At 73.7% G+C, this 16,171-nt stretch carries 19 protein-coding genes; 10 read left to right on the top strand and 9 right to left on the bottom strand.

Annotated features, from left to right (window positions below; translation table 11 throughout):
- The first annotated feature begins 51 nt into the window (after positions 1-51).
- The gene (locus tag ACWGIF_RS21860) at positions 52-261 is read left to right on the top strand and encodes a hypothetical protein (RefSeq protein ID WP_453499789.1); all 210 of its coding nucleotides are present in this window, start codon (positions 52-54) and stop codon (positions 259-261) included.
- A gap of 65 nt (positions 262-326) precedes the next feature.
- Complete coding sequence (locus tag ACWGIF_RS21855) at positions 327-1,169, top strand: MerR family transcriptional regulator (RefSeq protein WP_453499813.1); 843 nt, start codon at positions 327-329, stop codon at positions 1,167-1,169.
- A gap of 27 nt (positions 1,170-1,196) precedes the next feature.
- On the opposite strand, the gene ACWGIF_RS21850 is transcribed toward ACWGIF_RS21855, so the two are convergent.
- Positions 1,197-1,493, bottom strand: coding sequence for a hypothetical protein (locus tag ACWGIF_RS21850; RefSeq protein ID WP_453499787.1), 297 nt, complete (start codon positions 1,491-1,493; stop codon positions 1,197-1,199).
- A 97-nt stretch (positions 1,494-1,590) separates the two neighbouring features.
- Here ACWGIF_RS21850 and ACWGIF_RS21845 point away from each other — a divergent pair, with 97 nt between their 5' ends.
- Positions 1,591-2,043: a hypothetical protein gene (locus ACWGIF_RS21845; protein WP_453499785.1), complete on the top strand. Its 453-nt coding sequence runs from the start codon at positions 1,591-1,593 to the stop codon at positions 2,041-2,043.
- A gap of 45 nt (positions 2,044-2,088) precedes the next feature.
- On the opposite strand, the gene ACWGIF_RS21840 is transcribed toward ACWGIF_RS21845, so the two are convergent.
- Positions 2,089-3,075, bottom strand: coding sequence for a helix-turn-helix transcriptional regulator (locus tag ACWGIF_RS21840; protein WP_453499783.1), 987 nt, complete (start codon positions 3,073-3,075; stop codon positions 2,089-2,091).
- Positions 3,076-3,200: 125 nt separating this feature from the next.
- On the opposite strand from ACWGIF_RS21840, the gene ACWGIF_RS21835 reads away from it, so the two are divergent.
- A complete protein-coding gene (locus tag ACWGIF_RS21835; protein WP_453499781.1) occupies positions 3,201-3,611 on the top strand; it encodes a DUF3224 domain-containing protein in 411 nt (136 codons plus the stop codon).
- 61 nt (positions 3,612-3,672) lie between these two features.
- Here the strand turns inward: ACWGIF_RS21835 and ACWGIF_RS21830 are convergent, their stop codons facing one another.
- Both ACWGIF_RS21830 and ACWGIF_RS21825 read right to left on the bottom strand, forming a co-directional pair.
- Positions 3,673-6,405 carry a DNRLRE domain-containing protein gene (locus tag ACWGIF_RS21830; RefSeq protein ID WP_453499779.1) on the bottom strand — a complete coding sequence of 911 codons (2,733 nt, stop codon included), beginning with the start codon at positions 6,403-6,405 and terminating at the stop codon, positions 3,673-3,675.
- Between the two features lie 185 nt (positions 6,406-6,590).
- Entirely contained in the window at positions 6,591-7,175 is a 585-nt protein-coding gene (locus ACWGIF_RS21825) for a helix-turn-helix domain-containing protein (protein WP_453499777.1), read from the bottom strand.
- Positions 7,176-7,253: 78 nt separating this feature from the next.
- Between ACWGIF_RS21825 and ACWGIF_RS21820 the strand changes: the two genes are divergently transcribed.
- The 4 genes from ACWGIF_RS21820 (at position 7,254) to ACWGIF_RS21805 (ending at position 10,909) form a co-directional block, all read left to right on the top strand.
- On the top strand, positions 7,254-8,882 hold the full coding sequence (locus ACWGIF_RS21820) for an MFS transporter (RefSeq protein ID WP_453499775.1): 1,629 nt from the start codon (positions 7,254-7,256) through the stop codon (positions 8,880-8,882).
- Between the two features lie 133 nt (positions 8,883-9,015).
- A complete protein-coding gene (locus ACWGIF_RS21815) occupies positions 9,016-9,318 on the top strand; it encodes a hypothetical protein (RefSeq protein WP_453499773.1) in 303 nt (100 codons plus the stop codon).
- Positions 9,319-9,490: 172 nt separating this feature from the next.
- A complete protein-coding gene (locus tag ACWGIF_RS21810; protein ID WP_453499771.1) occupies positions 9,491-9,952 on the top strand; it encodes a Crp/Fnr family transcriptional regulator in 462 nt (153 codons plus the stop codon).
- Between the two features lie 513 nt (positions 9,953-10,465).
- A complete protein-coding gene (locus ACWGIF_RS21805; protein ID WP_453499769.1) occupies positions 10,466-10,909 on the top strand; it encodes an SSI family serine proteinase inhibitor in 444 nt (147 codons plus the stop codon).
- A 49-nt stretch (positions 10,910-10,958) separates the two neighbouring features.
- Here ACWGIF_RS21805 and ACWGIF_RS21800 read toward each other — a convergent pair whose 3' ends face one another.
- From ACWGIF_RS21800 to ACWGIF_RS21785, 4 genes are all read right to left on the bottom strand, one after another.
- Positions 10,959-11,408: a sel1 repeat family protein gene (locus ACWGIF_RS21800; RefSeq protein ID WP_453499767.1), complete on the bottom strand. Its 450-nt coding sequence runs from the start codon at positions 11,406-11,408 to the stop codon at positions 10,959-10,961.
- Positions 11,409-11,486: 78 nt separating this feature from the next.
- Positions 11,487-12,335, bottom strand: a complete 849-nt coding sequence (locus tag ACWGIF_RS21795) for a GNAT family N-acetyltransferase (protein ID WP_453499765.1) — start codon at positions 12,333-12,335, stop codon at positions 11,487-11,489.
- Positions 12,332-13,273 (bottom strand): ATP-grasp domain-containing protein, encoded by a 942-nt coding sequence (locus ACWGIF_RS21790; protein ID WP_453499763.1) that lies wholly within the window; start codon positions 13,271-13,273, stop codon positions 12,332-12,334. Before ACWGIF_RS21790 ends, ACWGIF_RS21795 begins: the two co-directional genes overlap by 4 nt.
- Before the next feature lie 41 nt (positions 13,274-13,314).
- Positions 13,315-13,740, bottom strand: coding sequence for a hypothetical protein (locus ACWGIF_RS21785; RefSeq protein WP_453499761.1), 426 nt, complete (start codon positions 13,738-13,740; stop codon positions 13,315-13,317).
- A 162-nt stretch (positions 13,741-13,902) separates the two neighbouring features.
- On the opposite strand from ACWGIF_RS21785, the gene ACWGIF_RS21780 reads away from it, so the two are divergent.
- Both ACWGIF_RS21780 and ACWGIF_RS21775 read left to right on the top strand, forming a co-directional pair.
- Positions 13,903-14,631: an SIR2 family NAD-dependent protein deacylase gene (locus ACWGIF_RS21780; RefSeq protein ID WP_453499759.1), complete on the top strand. Its 729-nt coding sequence runs from the start codon at positions 13,903-13,905 to the stop codon at positions 14,629-14,631.
- A gap of 390 nt (positions 14,632-15,021) precedes the next feature.
- Positions 15,022-15,519, top strand: coding sequence for an HPP family protein (locus ACWGIF_RS21775; RefSeq protein WP_453499811.1), 498 nt, complete (start codon positions 15,022-15,024; stop codon positions 15,517-15,519).
- A 104-nt stretch (positions 15,520-15,623) separates the two neighbouring features.
- Here the strand turns inward: ACWGIF_RS21775 and ACWGIF_RS21770 are convergent, their stop codons facing one another.
- A complete protein-coding gene (locus ACWGIF_RS21770; protein ID WP_453499757.1) occupies positions 15,624-16,106 on the bottom strand; it encodes a VOC family protein in 483 nt (160 codons plus the stop codon).
- Positions 16,107-16,171 lie beyond the last annotated feature (65 nt).

The raw sequence follows: 16,171 nt of genomic DNA, 5'->3' as shown, positions 1-16,171 counted from the left end.
CCCCTGGGCCCGCTGCCGGTGCCCGCGCCGCACGGTCCGGTGGCGGACCCGATGGCGGAAGCGAGCCCGGAACCGGCCGGCGAGCGGGCGCGCACGAAGGCGGCGGCGCCGCACCGGTGGACGCGCCTGCCGGGGAAGGCGACCGCCCGGCCGCGCCGTCGGCCGGCCCCGCCTCCCCGCCCGGACGAGTTGTGCGCGGCCGCGGAGGGCGTCGTACCGCCGTCCGTCGTCGACCTGTGTCTGCGGCAGTACGGCCGCTGACCGGGTCCGTGCAGGATGCGACGCTTGACCCTCCCCCTGTGTCAGACCTTGTCGTGGAGAGCGTCATGTTCACCATCGGAGACTTCGCCAAGCACGGCCGGGTGTCGGTCCGCATGCTGCGTCACTACGACGCCCTCGGACTGCTGCGCCCGGCGCGTGTCGACCCCTTCACCGGCTACCGCTTCTACGAGGCCGGCCAGCTCGCCCGGCTCAACCGTGTCATCGCGCTCAAGGAGCTCGGCTTCAGCCTCGACCAGGTGGGGACGATCCTCGACGAGCGGGTGGATTCGCAGGAGCTGCGCGGCATGCTGCGGCTGCGGCAGGCGGAACTGGAGACCGCCATGGCCGCCGCGGCGGCCCGGCTGGTCCAGGTCGAGGCGAGGCTCCGGACCATCGAAAGCGAGGGAACCATGCCTGCCGACGACATCGTCGTGAAGAGCCTTCCGCCCGTCCGGCTCGCCGAGCTGACCGGGACGGCCGGGAGCTTCGAACCGCAGGACATCGGCCCGGTCATCGGCCCGCTCTTCGACGAGCTGTGCCGCCGCGTCGAGGAGGCCGGAGTCGTCCCGACCGGCCCGGGCATCGCGTCGTACGAGGACGCGCCCGGCGCCGAGTCCGGGACGGCGATCCTCGTCCGCGCCGGGCTGCCGGTGGCGTCCTCGGTCCGTGCCGACGATCTCGGGGGCGAGGTACGGATCGTCACGCTGCCGGGGGTGGAGCGGGCCGCGACCGTGGTGCACCGGGGCTCGATGGACGGGGTCCTGCCGACGGCCCAGGCCCTGGCGCGGTGGATCGAGGCGCACGGCCACCGTTCGGCCGGGTACACACGGGAGTTGACCCTCGCCTGCCCGGAGGACCCGGACCAGTGGGTCACCGAACTGCAGCAGCCCCTGGCCCCCACGCCCTGAGTCCACCGCGGTCCGGCAGGACGGGCCTCAGGGGCGGCTTCCGCAGGCGCGGGCGCAGCGCCGGGCGGTGTCGCGGCGGGCCGTGCGCAGCCTGCGTACGGTGTTGTGGCCGCGCCGCTTCCACTCCCCCCGGGGCAGCACGGCCCGCTGGCCGCCGCTCGCGATCAGGGCGTTGACCGGGGTCATCGGGTCGGCGGCCATCGCCTTCGCGAACAGGACGCCGACCACCAGCGGGACCAGGGCCACGGCCAGGGCCGAGCCGGCGGTGGTCACGTGCTGCATGCGCGGGCGGACGGTCGCGCTGCGCGGGGCGTCGGAAGTCATGCCCCCATTCGACCAGCGGCGGCGCGGCGGGGAATCGGGGCGGATACTCAGGCGGTTGGTCTCGAGATACTCAGACGGAGGGGGCGGGTGGTAGGTGATGACGGTATCGGGGCAGGGTTTCGAGGCCGCGACCGGTGACGGCCCGGCCGCGGCGCCCGGCGGGCGCGAGGCCGAGCTGCGCACGGCGTACGAGGGGCTGCTGCAGATCCGCCGTCTGGTCAACGGCCCGGCCGGCACCGCGGTTCCCGCGCCGTGGGAGGTACGGCAGCTGCCGCGCGCCGTGGCCCTCGTACTGGAGGCCTCGGGGATCACCCCGTCGGCGCTGGACGCGGACGGGCGGCGTACGCGCACGGGCTACCGCGTGGCCGCAGGGCCCGAGCCCGGACGGGTGGAGGTGACGTGGCTCGGGCCGCCCGGAGGCGGCGCGGCCGAGGAGGAGCAGGAGCGGCTGACGGCCTGTGCGGCCGTGCTGGAAGGGCTGGGCTGGGTGTGCCTGCTGTACCGCGGCCCTCGCCGACGCCGCTTCCTGGAGGTGGAACCCCCGCGCTGACCACCCGGGCCCCGGGAGCCTCGGGGACTCGGCGGGCGCGGGGGCTCAGCGGGCGCGGGGGCTCAGCGGGCGGGCGTAGCGTCCGGCGAGGGCGGTCACCGTCTCGGCGAGGGCGCGGCGCAGTGCGGGCGGGCCGAGCACCTCGGCCTCCGTGCCGAGTCGGAGCAGGTCGCCGACGGCGACGGCCTCGGACTCGACGGGGAGCCGCAGCCGCACCCAGCCGGCCGTGTCGGCCGGGCCGGCGTCGGCGAGCGCCCGCGCGCCCGCCGCCCCGAACTGCATGGGCAGCAGCCGCTGACCGCGCGGGGACAGGCGCAGCTCCGCGGTCTGCTGGTGCAGCGCCGCGTCCAGGCGGTCGGTGGACTCCTGCCAGTACGCCGCGAGTTCGAATCCGGTGGGCCGTTCGAAACCGTCCGCCGCGCTCTCCACCGCCAGGAACCGCGAGACCCGGTAGGTGCGCACCGCCTCCTCGATCCCGGCGACGAGGTACCAGATGCCGCCCTTGAGGACGAGGCCGAGGGGCTGCAGCTCGCGCCGCACCTCGCCGCGCCGGCGGCGGTAGTGGGCGTGCAGGAGGCGCTGGTCCCAGACGGCCTGGGCGATCTGCGCGAGGTACGGGACGGGGTCGGCCTCCCGGAACCAGGCGGGCGCGTCCAGGTGGAAGCGGTCCCGGATCTGCCGGGCCCGTCCGGCGAGTGCGGCGGGGAGCGCGGCCTGCAGCTTCAGCTGCGCGGCGGCCAGGTCGGCGCCGAGGCCGAGTTCCCGCGCGGGTCCGGGGGCGCCCGCCAGGAAGAGGGAGCCGGCCTGGGTGTCGGTGAGGCCGGTGAGGCGGGTGCGGTAGCCGTCGGCCAGCCGGTACCCGCCGGCCGGGCCCCGGTCGGCGAGGACGGGGACGCCGGAGGCGCCGAGGGCGTCGATGTCCCGGTAGACGGTGCGCACGCACACCTCGAGTTCGGCGGCGAGTTCGGGCGCGGTCATCCGCCCGCGGTTCTGCAGGAGCAGGAGCAGGGAGAGGAGCCGGTCGGCGCGCATGGTGCCCATTGTCGTCGCACTTCGCGGTACCTGACAGGAGGTGTCAGGTACCGCTGTCAGCCTGAGGGGGCACCCTGATGAACCGCCGGGCGGAGCAGACCGTTCGGCCGGCCGAGAGGACCGTCATGCCCACGCCCGTAGAGACCGGTGGCCGCTTCACCTTCGCCGACTGGGAGGAGAGCCCGGTCGGCCCCGCGGAGGCCGTGCCGCGGCTCGCCCACGCCCGTGTCACCAATGCCTTCACCGGTGGGATCGATGCTCCTCGGACCGCCTGCGACTACACGATCGCCTACACCGGGGAGAACGTCGGCAGTTACAGCGGCATGGAACTGCTCGCCGGCAGCGTCGACGGCCGCGAGGGCACCTTCGTACTGGAGGAGCGCGGCACCTTCGACGCGACCGGCACCGTCTGCCGCTTCGAGGTGGTACCCGGTTCGGCCACCGGAGACCTCGCCGGGCTGACGGGCTCCGGAGGATTCACCTTCCGCCACGGCGAATCCTCCGTCGCCTACTCCTTCACCTACGACCTGGGCTGAGGGTCAGGCGCAGGCCGGTTCCGGGCGGGCCCGGGTCGTCGTGCTCGTTCGATCCCTCAGGTCACGGCGCGCCGAAGATCAGGGTCAGCCGCGGCGTCCCCTCGCCTGCCTGCGCCTCGGAGGACCACAGCCACAGGGCGTCGGTTCCGGTGCTGCTCAGCGCCAGACCGTAGTCGGTGCCGAGCGCCGCAGCGACGGTCGCGGTGGTCAGTCCGGTGGTGTGCACCGCCGAACCGTCAGGGATCCCCGCGAATGCGCCGAGCGCCGGACCGCCCAGGGCGGGGCGGTTGTCGTACGTCGTGCCGCCCTCGGTCCACGACCCGGTCACCGGGACGACCGAGACGGTGTCCGTCGTACCGGCGCCGCTCATGGTGCTCGTCTTGACGCTGAGGGCGGCCGACTTCAGCACCGTGCCCGCGGGTGCGGCGGGCAGATTGAAGCGCAGGTAGCTCGCGTAGAACGAGGTGCCGCGGACCGCGAGTGATCCCGAGGTGCCGTAGTTCGCGGCGGGGGCGCCCGCGTTGGCGTAGGTGTCCTCAGCCGCGGTGACCTGGACCACCGAGTCGGCCGGGGCCGTGGCGAGGGCGTAGTGGTTCTGCACCTGGGCCGCGCCGAGGACGGTGGGGTAGACGGCGGTCTCGTCGAGCTGTCCCGCCCAGTACTCGCTGGTCGGGCGGTCGGGCCAGCCGCCGAGGCTGTCGCCGCCGGCGTGCCAGTAGCCCGAGAAGTTCTCGTGCGTGGTGACGGCGAGGGTGCCCCGCTGGACGCCGTCCACGTAGAGGGTCATCCCGCCGGGTCCCTGGGTCGCCACGACGTGGTGCCACTGGTTGTCGTTGTACGTGCCGCTGGTGGTGACGGTACGGGTGGCTCCGGTGTAGACGCCGTAGACCAGCCGTCCGTCATTCGTCATGTAGATGTGCTTGTCGTACTGATTGCTGCCGCGCGCCTGGTTGTTGCCGAAGCCGAAGAGCTTGCCGCCCCGGGTGGTGTTCGTCCTGAACCAGGTCTCGATGGTGTAGGTGCCGCCCACCGTCTGCCGCTTGTCCCCGTACACCTGGGTGTCCGTGCCGTTGAAGCCGATCGCCGTGCTCGCGCCGGAGACCGCGCCGGGGCTCTGGCGCAGGGCGGGGGCGTTCAGGTGCACGCCGCTCTGGTTCCCGCCGGACGAGGAGTCCCCGGCGAAGGGCAGGGACGATTCGTCGTAGCGCCAGTACTGCTGGGCCCCGTCGGTGCGGACCTGGTTCGGGTAGCCGTCCACCGTGGTGGGGACCGTCACGCTCGCCGTCGCGGACAGGGCGCTGGTGTTGCCCACCGCGTCGGTGGCCGTCACCCGGTAGGTGTACGACTGGCCCGGCGTGACGGTGGTGTCGGTCCAGGAGGCCTGCGGGCGCTTGAAGAACAGCGAGTCGGCGGTGACCGTGGCGACCGGCGCGGCCGCGCCGTTCCGGTAGACCTTGTACGTCACCGCGCTGTCGTCGAGGTCGAGGCTGGTGCGCCATCGCACCTGGACCTCGCCGGGCTTGAAACTGACGGCGCTCGCCACGGGCACGGTGGGCGCGCCGCTGTCCCCGGTGGAGGCGAAGCGCGTCAGGCTTTGCTGCGCCGCCCCGTTGACGGTGGTGAACTCCCCGCCGACCCACAGGTACTGGACGCCTCCCTTGGAGCCGACCGTCATGACGCGCGGGCCGATGCCCTCGCCGATGCCGTCGTTGGTGTCGGGGGCCCAGCCCAGCTTGCCGACGCCACCGGTGGGCTGCGCGAGCAGGTGGTGGCGCTGGCCGTCGGGGAACTCGCCGACGCTGGAGCAGTCGTGCGCGTGCGAAGCGCTGTAGAGCACGCCCTGGTACGGCAGCACGGCCTGGGTGGCGCCGAGGCAGGTGTCGCGCCAGCGCTGGCCGAAGTCGCTGAGGTTGAGCGCTATCCGGCCGTCGAAGACCCCGCCGCCGGTGCCCTCGTTGGCGGTGTAGAAGCCGGTGGCGTCGGTCGCGACGTCCTTGACGACGGAGTTGGTCTCGATGAAGCCGGCGTACGACGTGGTGAGCGCGCCGCTCGTCGCGTCGACGACGGCGAGCGCGTGCGTGTTCGTGCCGTTGACGGTGAAGAAGTCGCCGCCGAGGACCACGCGGTCGCCGTCCGGGGTGACCTCGATGGCGCGCCCGGGCTCGTCGGCGTTGGCGGTGAAGGGCTTGAGCGCCCCGTCGGCCGCGCCGACGGCGGCGAAGCGCCGGCGCGGCTGGCCGGCCACGCTGAGGAAGTCGCCGCCGGCGTAGACGGTGTCCCCGGTGACGGCGAGGGCGCGGACGGTGGCCGCGAAGGCCGGGCGGAAGCCGCTCTTCACCGTGCAACTCGCCACGTCGACGGCGGCGAGGCTGGAGACGGCGGTGCCGTTGACGGCGCCGAAGTAGCCGCCGGCGTACAGCGTGGTCTTGTCCGGTGAGAGGGCGAGCGCACGGACCGTCGCGGTGCCGGAGCCGACGGTGAAGGACAGTTTGCAGGAGGTCGGGGCGCCGGTGGCGGCGTCGAGCGCCACGAAGTTCACGGCCTGCTGCTCGCTGCCGGCACCACCCGCGGGCGGTCGCACGGTCGAGAAGGTTCCGCCGGCGAAGACCTGGCCGCCCGCCTCGGCGAGGGCCCACACGACTCCGTTGGGCTGCCAGGCCGGCAGTGCGTCGGCGGTGAAGGCGACGGGCGGGGTGACGGCCGCGGCCTGTGGGACGAGGCCGAGGCCCATTCCTGCGCCGGTTCCGGCCAGGGACAGGACGAGAGCGGCCGCCAGGTTTCGGGATCTACGCATGAACCCCCCAGTTCGGTGTGCGGTTCGGCCGTTGTCGCGCGGCCGGGTGATCCATGGCCGGAAACCGCTGAACGGCAGTCCGCGGTCATGCTCACGGGCGCACCCTAGAGCGATTCGGCGTTCGGTTCATCCCACTTGACGCATCGGATGCCACATCGAGCCGATGCCTTCGCGCGGGTCCGCCCTCACGTGCGGGGCTTGGCGCGGATGTGCATGCGCTCCCCCTGCCGCCCGAAGAGACTGAGGATCTCCACGGGCCGACCGTCCGCGCTGGTGAACCAGTGCGGCAGCCGGGTGTCGAACTCGGCCACCTCGCCGGGGCCGAGGATCAGGTCGTGCTCGGCGAGGACGAGCCGCAGCCGGCCGTCGAGCACGTACAGCCACTCGTAGCCCTCGTGGGTACGGAGATCCGGCTCGCCACCGCGGTCGGGGATGAGCATCTTGAACGCCTGGAGGGGGCCCGGGCTGCGGGTCAGGGGGACGACCGTGCCGCCGTTCGGCAGGGTGCGGGGAGTCAGCCGGACCCGGGGATCCCCCACCTCCGGAGCGCCGACCAGGTCGTCCAGGGGCACGCGGTACGCCGCCGCGAGCGGCAGCAGCAGTTCCAGGCTGGGGCGGCGCCCGCCGGACTCCAGCCGGGACAGGGTGCTCTTCGAGATGCCGGTCGCCTCGGAGAGCGCGGCCAGGGTGAGGCCGCGCTGGGCGCGCAGCCGTCTGAGCCGGGGGGCTACCTCGTCGAGGACCGCTTGGTGGGGAGGGGGACTGTCCATGCGGCCATTCCACCCCGGGCGTCCCGGAAACGGCAACACTGTTTGCCGCCACGAGCGCATGCGGACACGCTCCTCCCCATGAGCCCACGCAGAGACTCCGGACCCGGACACCCCCACGGACAGCACCCCGTCGGCTCGGACGGGAGGGCCGGCCCGGTCTCGCCGCAGGACGGCCGGCCGGAAGGGGCCGTGCCGTCCGCCGCGACCACCGGGCCGGCACCCGCCACCGCCGGGCCGGCCGCCGCGACCGCCGTGCCGACTGCCGGCGCCGGGCCGGCACCCGCGGTGCGGTGGGCACTTGCCGGCCTCTCGCTCTCCGTCCTGCTGTCCTCGCTCGGCACGAGCATCGCCCACGTCGGCATGCCGACGCTGGCAGAGGTCTTCTCCGCCCCCTTCCAGGAGGTCCAGTGGGTCGTCCTCGCCTACCTCCTCGCCATCACCACCCTGATCGTCGGCGCCGGACGGCTCGGTGACCTCGTCGGGCGTCGACGGCTGCTCCTGGCCGGGACATCCCTGTTCACGGGCGCCTCTGTGCTGTGCGGGGCCGCGCCCACGCTCTGGCTGCTGATCGGCGCCCGGGCGGCGCAGGGCCTCGGAGCCGCCGTCATGATGGCCCTCACCATGGCGTTCGTGGGTGAGACGGTCCCCAAGGCGAGGACGGGCAGTGCCATGGGGCTGCTCGGCACGATGTCCGCGGTGGGCACCGCGCTCGGTCCGTCGCTGGGCGGCGCCCTGATCGCCGGGTTCGGCTGGCGGGCGATCTTCTTCGTCAACGTGCCGCCGGGTCTCCTGGCCCTGCTCCTCGCCGGGCGCCATCTGCCCCTCGACCGCCAGGGGCCGCGGGCCGGCCGGGCCCGCTTCGACCACCTGGGCACGCTGCTGCTCGCGCTGACGCTGGCCGCCTACGCGCTCGCCATGACCCTCGGTCACGGCCGTTTCGGGCCGCTGAACACGGCGCTGCTGGTGGCCGCCGCCTGCGGGGTCGGACTGTTCGTGCGCGCCGAGGCGACAGCGGCCGCGCCGTTGGTCCAGCGGGCGGTGTTCCGCGATCCGGTGCTCCGCGCGAGCCTCGCCACGAGCGCGCTCGTCTCGACGGTGATGATGGCGACGCTCGTGGTCGGCCCCTTCTACCTCTCTCGTACGCTCGGGCTCGGCGAGGCCCTGGCCGGGGCCGTCCTGTCGGTCGGTCCGCTGGTCGCCGCGGTGACGGGGGTGCCGGCCGGTCGCACCGCGGACCGGTTCGGCGCACGGCGCATGACGGCCGTCGGGCTCCTCGCGATGGCGGCCGGTTCCCTGGTCCTGTCCGTGACGCCGTCGGCGCTCGGCGTCCTCGGCTACGTCGTCCCCCTCGCCGTCGTCACCGCCGGCTATGCGGTGTTCCAGACGGCGAACAGCACGTCCGTCATGGCGGACGTGCTCCCGGACCGGCGGGGCGTGGTGTCCGGCATGCTCAACCTCTCGCGCAATCTCGGGCTCCTCACCGGTGCGTCGGTCATGGGCGCCGTGTTCGCGCGCGCATCGGCGACGGCCGACGTCGCCACGGCGTCCGCGGCGGCCGTGGCCACCGGTATGCGGATCACCTTTCTGGTCGCGGCGCTTCTGGTCCTCGCCGCGCTCGCCATCGTGGCGGGAGGCGCGTACCGGCGGCCCCCCGGCGGAAAGGGCCGACCGGCCGCACGGTTCCGGCGCGGCTCCGCAGGGTCGTGATCCGGACGGCGTCCTCCGGATCCGGCCGGGCGGTGCGTGCTCACGGAGGTCACCCCGGCGAAACGGCCCCGCGCGAGGCCGCGCGCCTCTACCGTGCCCTGAGGTGATGGCACGGGCACGGAGGGCGGGGCGGATGGACGAAGAAGAAGACATGCGGCTGGCGGGGATGACGCCGGAGATCTCCCGCCGCACCCTCACCATGCTGCGCGGCCTCGCGGGCCTGGAGCCGCCCGAGCAGGTCCCCGAGGAGGCGATGGTCGTCGCCGACGCCGTCCTGGCAGAGCACGGCACCGACGGGCTCCGGGTCCTGGTGATGACCCTGGCGGCCTGGGCGACGGCCCAGATCGAGAACGTCGCCGAGCTGAGCGGGCGCAGCCACGAGGCGGTGCTGGACGCGATGGAGCTGGCATGTCTGGAGGCGAATGCCGAAGACTAGAACGGCGGTCCGGCGGCCAGATCCGGCGCGGCCGCAGGGCCCCGGGCCCCGGCGCACGCGGTGGCGGGCCGGATCCCCGGAATAAACCACGTCCGGCCCCACCCGGATCGGCGGGCGTCGGCGACACTGGGGAGAGCAGGACCGTCGCGGGGGGTCGTGATCGGAGGCCGTCGTGAGCACACCTTCCCCCATCCGGATCGCCGCCGTCCTGTCCACGGAACACCGTGGACGGCTGATGTCCCAGGCCCGGGAGGTCAATTTTCCGGAGAACGCCCGGATCTTCGACGAAGGCAACCGGGCGGACTCCTTCTGGATCGTGCGCTCCGGCACGGTGACGCTGGAGATCCCCGTGGCCGGCCGCAAGCCCGCGCCCGTGGAGAACCTCGGCCCCGGCGAGCTCGTGGGCTGGTCCTGGCTGTTCCCGCCGTACGTGTGGCAGCTCGGCGCGCAGGCGATGACGCCGGTGCGCGCGTACGAGTTCGACGCCCCGGCCGTGCGGATGCTGATGGACGCCGACCCCGCCTTCGGGTCCGCGATCGGGCACTGGGTCGGGCGCGTCCTCGCACTGCGGCTCCAGCAGACCCGCACCCGCCTGCTGGAGATGTACGCCCCGCGCCTGAGCGCGGCGGGCTGAGGCGAACTCCTTGCGGCGCTGGGCGGCGGCGACCGCGAAGGCGAAGCCGGTGACCCCGCCCGGAGGTACCGCTCCGGGCGTGGACGGCGAGCAGGGAAGTTCGCTGTCGCGCTCTGGGGCGGAGTCGGTATAGCGGCGGTCCCGGTCGGTCAGCACCCGTAGGTCGGCGTCCTGGCCCCACGGCGCCCGTACGGCGGCCGGGTCGCGGATGACGACCAGCTGGTCGGCGGCGGGCGAGAGCCGCGCGGCGCCTTGCCCCCGGGACGGGGTTGCGGACCCCGTCCGGGCAGATCACGGCCGCCGGGCGCTCAGGTTTCAGGGGCGTCTCCCGGTCGGTGTTCGGCCGATTCGGCGGGCCGCTCCCCCACTGGTCAGACCGCCCCCCACCGCTGCGGTCTGCAGTCATTCGTACACGATCGGTGACGAAAAATGGGGGTGCGAACGGGCGTTCGCGGCTCGGGTGGGCAAGACTCTGTCCGCTATCCGCAACACCAACCCAAGGGAGTGTTCGCAATGCGGTCCATCGCAAGGGGTCTCGGGCTCGGTTCCGCCGCCATGGCGCTCACCGCGCTCACCGCACTGGCCTGGCCGGGCACGGCAGGCGCCGCCCCGGCCGGGACGGCGAGCCTGTACGCCCCGTCCGCACTGGTGCTCGGCGTGACGGCCGGGCCGGACGCCGACACCGGCACGGTGCTGCGTGCGGTGACGCTCGTCTGTGCGCCGGCGCCCGGCGGGACGCACCCGGACCCGGTCGCCGCGTGCGGCGAATTACGCGCGAACGGCGCACAGCTGGATCCGCTCGCTGCGCCGGCCGCGGACGCCGTGTGCACCAGGGAGTGGGACCCGATGACGGTGACGGCCGACGGCGTCTGGGAGGGCCGCCGGCTCAACTACACCTACACATTCGCCAATCCGTGCGGCCTCCGCAACACCACGGGCGCACTGTTCGACTTCTGACCCCGCATCACGCGGCGGGCCGGGCGGCGCCGTGCGACCGCCGCCCGGCTCACAGCGGATTGCCGCCGTCCCTGTTCAGGGCGTGCCCGGGCCGGAAGAACTTCTTCGCGAAGAAGTGCCCGCGCTCGGCGGCCATCCGGAACCACGGCTCGGATTCCTGCAGTCCGTCCCGCTGCTCGACGAGCCGCCCCATCTCCCACATCGCCTCCACGTCTCCCCGCTCGACTGCGGCGCGCAGCAGCCGCTCGGCCTCGGTGAAGTCGCCGAGCAGCTTCTGGCGCAGTGCGAGGGCGCGCAGCGCACGTGGGTTCCCCGCGGCGGCCGCCGTCTCGGCCTCCTCCAGTGAGGCGAACCGGTGGCGGTTGCGCCGCCAACGCAGCACCAGGAGGAGGACTCCGGCGCCCCAGACCGCCCAGCTCGCGGTCACGAGGCCGTCGCTGCCGTTGGTCCAGGCGAGCACGCTGAGCGCGGCGGCGACGAGCAGAAGCAGATACGGCATGGCGTTTCCCCCGGAACGGTGAGGTGGCGAGCGGGCTCGCGCAGTCTAGGCCGCAGGCACGCCAACCACCCTGTGTTCTCAGCCCAGTTCGAGGCTGGTCACTCCGAACAGTTCGGCCAGGGCGAGGGCCGGGGCGGGGCCGGTGTACATCCGGGCAGTCTCGAAGGTCGGGACCAGGCCCAAGCCCGCGCACAGCGCGGTGGCCTGCGGGTTCGCGTCCGGCACGTCCAGGGAGACCACCCCGCCGGGCGCGTGCCCGGCGAGCCGCCGCAGCAGCGCGGCCGCCACGGACGGGGTGGCCGCGTACAGCGGCCCGATCCGGGGGGCGGCGCTGCACGGGCGGATGACCCCGAGGCCCTCGATCCGGCCGTCGCGGACGGCGGCCAGGGCCGTCCGGCCGGGCAGCCCGGTCCAGGCGGACAGGAAGGCGTCACGCGGTTCGGGGAAGAACCGCCGGTCGTACGCGGCGAGCAGGCCGAAGGGCAGCGAGGCCGCGTCCACGATGTCGACCCGGGCCCCGCCGCCGCCGTCCCCCCGGGGGACGCCCTCGTGACGGATGTTGTTCCAGGCCGGGCGGAATCCGGACTTTCGATAGTTGTCCTGCTGGTCGACGACGCCGTCCAGGCCGACGAGCCGCCCTTCGAGGCGTTCCATCCCGGCGTGCCACAGCCGTATCCCGTAGCCCTGAGCGCGAAAGGCGGGACGGGTGATGTAGAAGCCGATGAAGCCGAAGCCGTCGCCGTACCGCACGGCGGAGATGCAGGCCACCGGTTCGCCGTCGAGCCGTCCGACGAGGAATCCCTCCGGGTCGGCGACGGCGAACGCGAACCGGTCCGAATCCCCCGGATTCCAGCCCTCCTCCTCGGCCCAGCCGCGGATCAGGTCCATGTCGGCGGCGCTCGCGCCGCTGATCTCGAATGCCGTCATGCCGGTGTTGTACCAGACGCGGACGGGGTGCGCAGCGGGGCCTGATCGGCCGTCAACAGGTCTATGAGCAGCGCCGGGTCGACGTCCCGGTGGAGGTCGCTGACCTGCCCGTCGCCCACTTCGACGACCCGCCACACGCCGTCCGCGCGCAGCGCCAGATCAGTGGTCACGAAGGGGCAGCCCAGCGCCTCGACCGCCGCCCGGACCGGCGCCAGGTCCGGCGCCGGGACCTCGGCGACCGGGCTGTCGGGGTGAGCGGTGACCAGGCGGGGCACCCCGTTCCGCCACCACACTCGTACCTCCGCGGCGGCCGTCTCCGGCGCGACGAAGGTCTCGAAGGCCCTCAGCACCACCCCGCCGGTCAGGAAGCCGTCCTGGAGTTCGACGAAGCGGGCGACCACGCGGCGCAGGGCGGCCGCGTCGGCGAGGTCGGGCACGTAACAGGCCTCGTCCCACTCGTGCTTGCGGGACTTCACGTAGTCCTTGACGACGGCGGCTCCGGGCGGAAGGGTCGCGGCGAGGGCCGTGAGCCGATCCGGGTCCGGTGCCTGCCCCGGGGCCGTCGCCAACCAGCCGCTGACCGGGGTGAGCCGGGCGAAAATCGCGTACCAGCCCGGGAGTTCGTGCGCCCGGCGGTAGGCCTCGGGAGTGACGGCGAGCTCACCGCCGCGCCGGCGCAGGGCCGCGTCCAGTTCGGCGTACCGGTCGGCGGGGACCATCCAGCCCCGGTACCAGACGGATCCCGCCCCGTGGGGCACCCGCGCCACCGCCCGCTCGGGGTCCCCGGCGAGCAGCGCGTCGTGGTCGACGAGCAGGACGGTGCCTCCGGCGGCGCGCAACTGCCGGGCCTCCGCCGTGAAGTGGGCGTCGGCCCGGCGCTCGTTCATGGGGTCGGAGCAGTAGAGGACGGTGGTGGGGGTCGCGGTCGTCGTCGGCATGCGCCCACCCTACGGACCGTCCCGTGGATCACCGTACGGAGTCAGCCCGCGCAGATCACGTCGTCGAGCCGGATGGGCCTGGAGTCGAGGCGTACGTATGCCGTGAAGGTATCGGTGTCCCCGCCGGCCCAGTGGGTGGTGACGGTCGCCCAGCCGACCGCGGCCGCCTGGGCGACGGTGACCGGTCCGATGCCGATGTCAAGCGGTGCGTTCTGGGCGCAGAGCAGGACGTCGACCCCCGCGTTCTCCTGCTGTCTGTCCTTGAGGACCTGTGAGACGCGGTGCTCCCGGTCGTGCGCGGAGGGGCCGTGGTGACGGTAGAAGCCGGCGAGGAAGCGGCCGATCTGGTCGGCGGTATGTCCCCCGGGAGTGGCGGCGGGCACGGCCAGGGCGGGGACGGGGGCGATGACCGGCGGCGCGAGCAGGGCCAGCAGCACGGCGCCGAGTCTGTACGGCTTGAGCATCATGTCCGATTTGTACCCACCGGGCCGGTCCCACGGGAGGGACCGGCCCGGATCTCACTCCTGTGGGGGGCGGGATTCACCGCAGAAACGACCCTCCCGCCCCTGCCGGCCGGGGCCGCCGAAATACGTTCGCGGGCGGGCGGCGCTCGTACGTAGGGTCGACACATGGGAAAGCCGCTCGTCGCCGTGTTCAGTGGGGCCGGAATGTCCACCGACTCCGGAATTCCGGATTACCGGGGCCCCCAGGGCCTTTGGCGTCGGGAGCCCGACGCCGAGAAGCTCGTGACCTACGCGTACTACATGGCCGATCCGGAGATCCGGCGCCGCTCCTGGCTGATGCGGGCCGAGCTCGGCGCGCTCGGGGCGCGGCCGAACGCCGCGCACCTGGCCGTGGCCGAGCTGGAGCGCGGCGGCACACCGGTCCGGGTGATCACCCAGAACGTGGACGGACTGCACCAGCTCGCCGGCATGCCCGCACGCAAGGTGTTCGAGCTGCACGGCACCGCCCACTCGGTGGTGTGCACGGCCTGCCACGCCCGGTCGGGCATGGACGAGGCCCTGGAGCGGGTGGCCGCCGGGGAGCCGGATCCCGCCTGCCTGGTGTGCGGCGGGATCCTCAAGGCGGCGACCGTGATGTTCGGCGAGCGGCTCGACCCCGAGATGATGGCGCAGGCGGTGGCCGTGGCCAAGGGATGCCAGGTCTTCATCGCCGTCGGCTCGACCCTGCAGGTGCAGCCCGCCGCCTCACTGGCCGCAATGGCCGCGGAGGCCGGGGCCCGGTTGATCATCGTGAACGCGGAGGAGACCCCCTACGACTCCCTTGCCGCCGAGATCGTCCGCGAGCCGATCGGGACGGCCCTGCCGGCGCTGCTGGCCAGGATCGCCGCCGCCTGATCCACGAGCACGGCCGGGAGACCTCCTGGCTTCGGGCGAGGGAGCGGTCCGCGAGCGGGTACCCGTCGGGGGTTCGCCCGGTGATGCGCTCCCTGAGCCGTTGCCGGACCCGTTCGGGGGCCTGGGCGCCGGGCCGTTCCTCGAGCTTCGTATGATCCAGGGGAGTCACGGCCGCCCTGACCCGGGGCCGCCGCGGTGCACCCGCTCCTGCCGATCGCACGGGCCGTCACAGTGGAACGAGCCGCAGCCGCTCACCTCCGCCCCCTGCCGTTCACCGCCGCAGGCCCCATGGCCGTCGGCCCGTCCCCCGAAGTTGTCATTCTCTTGAGCAGCGACCCGACCACCACGCTCCAGGCACCGCCGCACGCTCCGGACAGCCCACGCCCCCGGGTGTGGCCCCGCCTGGCGGGGCGCGCCCCCGCCCCGCCTGCGCCGAGTGCCGCTCTGCACAGCGTGAGCGGTGCCACCGCCGTCATGCTGGCCCTGGTTGCCATCGGCGCCGTGATCCACGAGCCCGTCCTCATACCGCCGCTGGCCGCATCCGCCGCGATCGTCCACAGCGTCCCCGGTCTGCCCCTGGCGCAGCCCCGAAGTGTGATCGCCGGCCACCTGATCTGCGCCGCCGTCGGCTACGGAGCCCTCGCCGCCGCCGGCAGCTCCCCCTGGGTGGCGGCCGTGGCGGCCGGGATCGGCCTGGCCCTGATGACCGTCGCGCGCACACCCCACTCCCCGGCCTGCGCGACCGCTGTCGTCATCGTCCTGCGCACACCGGACCCCAAGACGTTCGTGCCGCTCCTCGCGGGAGCGGCCGTCCTCCTCGTCCTGGCGGGCTGCGCCCTCTCCCGCGCCCGCGTCGCCGGCCCCCGCTACCCCGTGTACTGGTGGTGACCACATCCGTCCGGGTCGCCGATGGCGTGGGACGGCCAGACGGGCGGGGGCAGGTGGGCAGGAGGCAGGCGGGCAGGGGGCAGGCGGGCAGGGGGCAGGGACGGTCAGGCCGCGTCGGCCGCCCGGCGCATTTCCGCCACGTCCAGCTTCTTCATCTTCATCATGGCGGCGGTCGCCCGGGCGGCCCGCCCCGGGTCCGGGTCGCTGAGCAGGTCGACGGCACCGGGCGGGATGACCTGCCAGGACACGCCGAACCGGTCCTTGACCCAGCCGCACGCGGACTCCTGGCCGCCGTCCTTGATCAGCGTGTCGTAGTAGTAGTCCGCCTCGGGCTCGTCGGCGCAGTCGATCTGGAAGGAGATCGCCTCGGTGAAGGGGAACTGCGGCCCGCCGTTGAGGCCGACGAACTTCTGCCCGTTGATCTCGAACTCGACGGTCAGCACCGACCCCGCCTGTGCGGGGACCGCGTCCGTGTAGCGGCTGATCCGCCCGATCATGCCGTCCTTGAAGACGGACACGTAGTACTCGGCGGCCGCTTCCGCGTTGCCGTCGAACCACAGACACGTGGTGAAACCCTTGCCGCTCATCTCTGCCTCCAGGCCGGTTGGGGACGGTGGATACCGTTCCTCACATACAGACCGGCCCCGGGCCC

It is taken from the genome of Streptomyces sp. NPDC054849 (assembly GCF_053610945.1).
Note: the sequence above shows the minus strand (reverse complement) of the source record. Positions and strands in the feature narration are given on the sequence as shown.

What these genes read in the sequence shown, in the direction of transcription:
- ACWGIF_RS21815 (WP_453499773.1), top strand. Translation starts at nt 9,016, where the DNA reads ATGGACGAAGAAGAAGACATGCGGCTGGCGGGGATGACGCCGGAGATC.
- ACWGIF_RS21830 (WP_453499779.1), bottom strand. Translation starts at nt 6,405, where the DNA reads ATGCGTAGATCCCGAAACCTGGCGGCCGCTCTCGTCCTGTCCCTGGCC.
- ACWGIF_RS21835 (WP_453499781.1), top strand. Translation starts at nt 3,201, where the DNA reads ATGCCCACGCCCGTAGAGACCGGTGGCCGCTTCACCTTCGCCGACTGG.
- ACWGIF_RS21840 (WP_453499783.1), bottom strand. Translation starts at nt 3,075, where the DNA reads ATGCGCGCCGACCGGCTCCTCTCCCTGCTCCTGCTCCTGCAGAACCGC.
- ACWGIF_RS21790 (WP_453499763.1), bottom strand. Translation starts at nt 13,273, where the DNA reads ATGCCGACGACGACCGCGACCCCCACCACCGTCCTCTACTGCTCCGAC.
- ACWGIF_RS21780 (WP_453499759.1), top strand. Translation starts at nt 13,903, where the DNA reads ATGGGAAAGCCGCTCGTCGCCGTGTTCAGTGGGGCCGGAATGTCCACC.
- ACWGIF_RS21805 (WP_453499769.1), top strand. Translation starts at nt 10,466, where the DNA reads ATGCGGTCCATCGCAAGGGGTCTCGGGCTCGGTTCCGCCGCCATGGCG.
- ACWGIF_RS21820 (WP_453499775.1), top strand. Translation starts at nt 7,254, where the DNA reads ATGAGCCCACGCAGAGACTCCGGACCCGGACACCCCCACGGACAGCAC.
- ACWGIF_RS21825 (WP_453499777.1), bottom strand. Translation starts at nt 7,175, where the DNA reads ATGGACAGTCCCCCTCCCCACCAAGCGGTCCTCGACGAGGTAGCCCCC.
- ACWGIF_RS21845 (WP_453499785.1), top strand. Translation starts at nt 1,591, where the DNA reads ATGACGGTATCGGGGCAGGGTTTCGAGGCCGCGACCGGTGACGGCCCG.
- ACWGIF_RS21860 (WP_453499789.1), top strand. Translation starts at nt 52, where the DNA reads ATGGCGGAAGCGAGCCCGGAACCGGCCGGCGAGCGGGCGCGCACGAAG.
- ACWGIF_RS21770 (WP_453499757.1), bottom strand. Translation starts at nt 16,106, where the DNA reads ATGAGCGGCAAGGGTTTCACCACGTGTCTGTGGTTCGACGGCAACGCG.
- ACWGIF_RS21800 (WP_453499767.1), bottom strand. Translation starts at nt 11,408, where the DNA reads ATGCCGTATCTGCTTCTGCTCGTCGCCGCCGCGCTCAGCGTGCTCGCC.
- ACWGIF_RS21785 (WP_453499761.1), bottom strand. Translation starts at nt 13,740, where the DNA reads ATGATGCTCAAGCCGTACAGACTCGGCGCCGTGCTGCTGGCCCTGCTC.
- ACWGIF_RS21795 (WP_453499765.1), bottom strand. Translation starts at nt 12,335, where the DNA reads ATGACGGCATTCGAGATCAGCGGCGCGAGCGCCGCCGACATGGACCTG.
- ACWGIF_RS21850 (WP_453499787.1), bottom strand. Translation starts at nt 1,493, where the DNA reads ATGACTTCCGACGCCCCGCGCAGCGCGACCGTCCGCCCGCGCATGCAG.
- ACWGIF_RS21855 (WP_453499813.1), top strand. Translation starts at nt 327, where the DNA reads ATGTTCACCATCGGAGACTTCGCCAAGCACGGCCGGGTGTCGGTCCGC.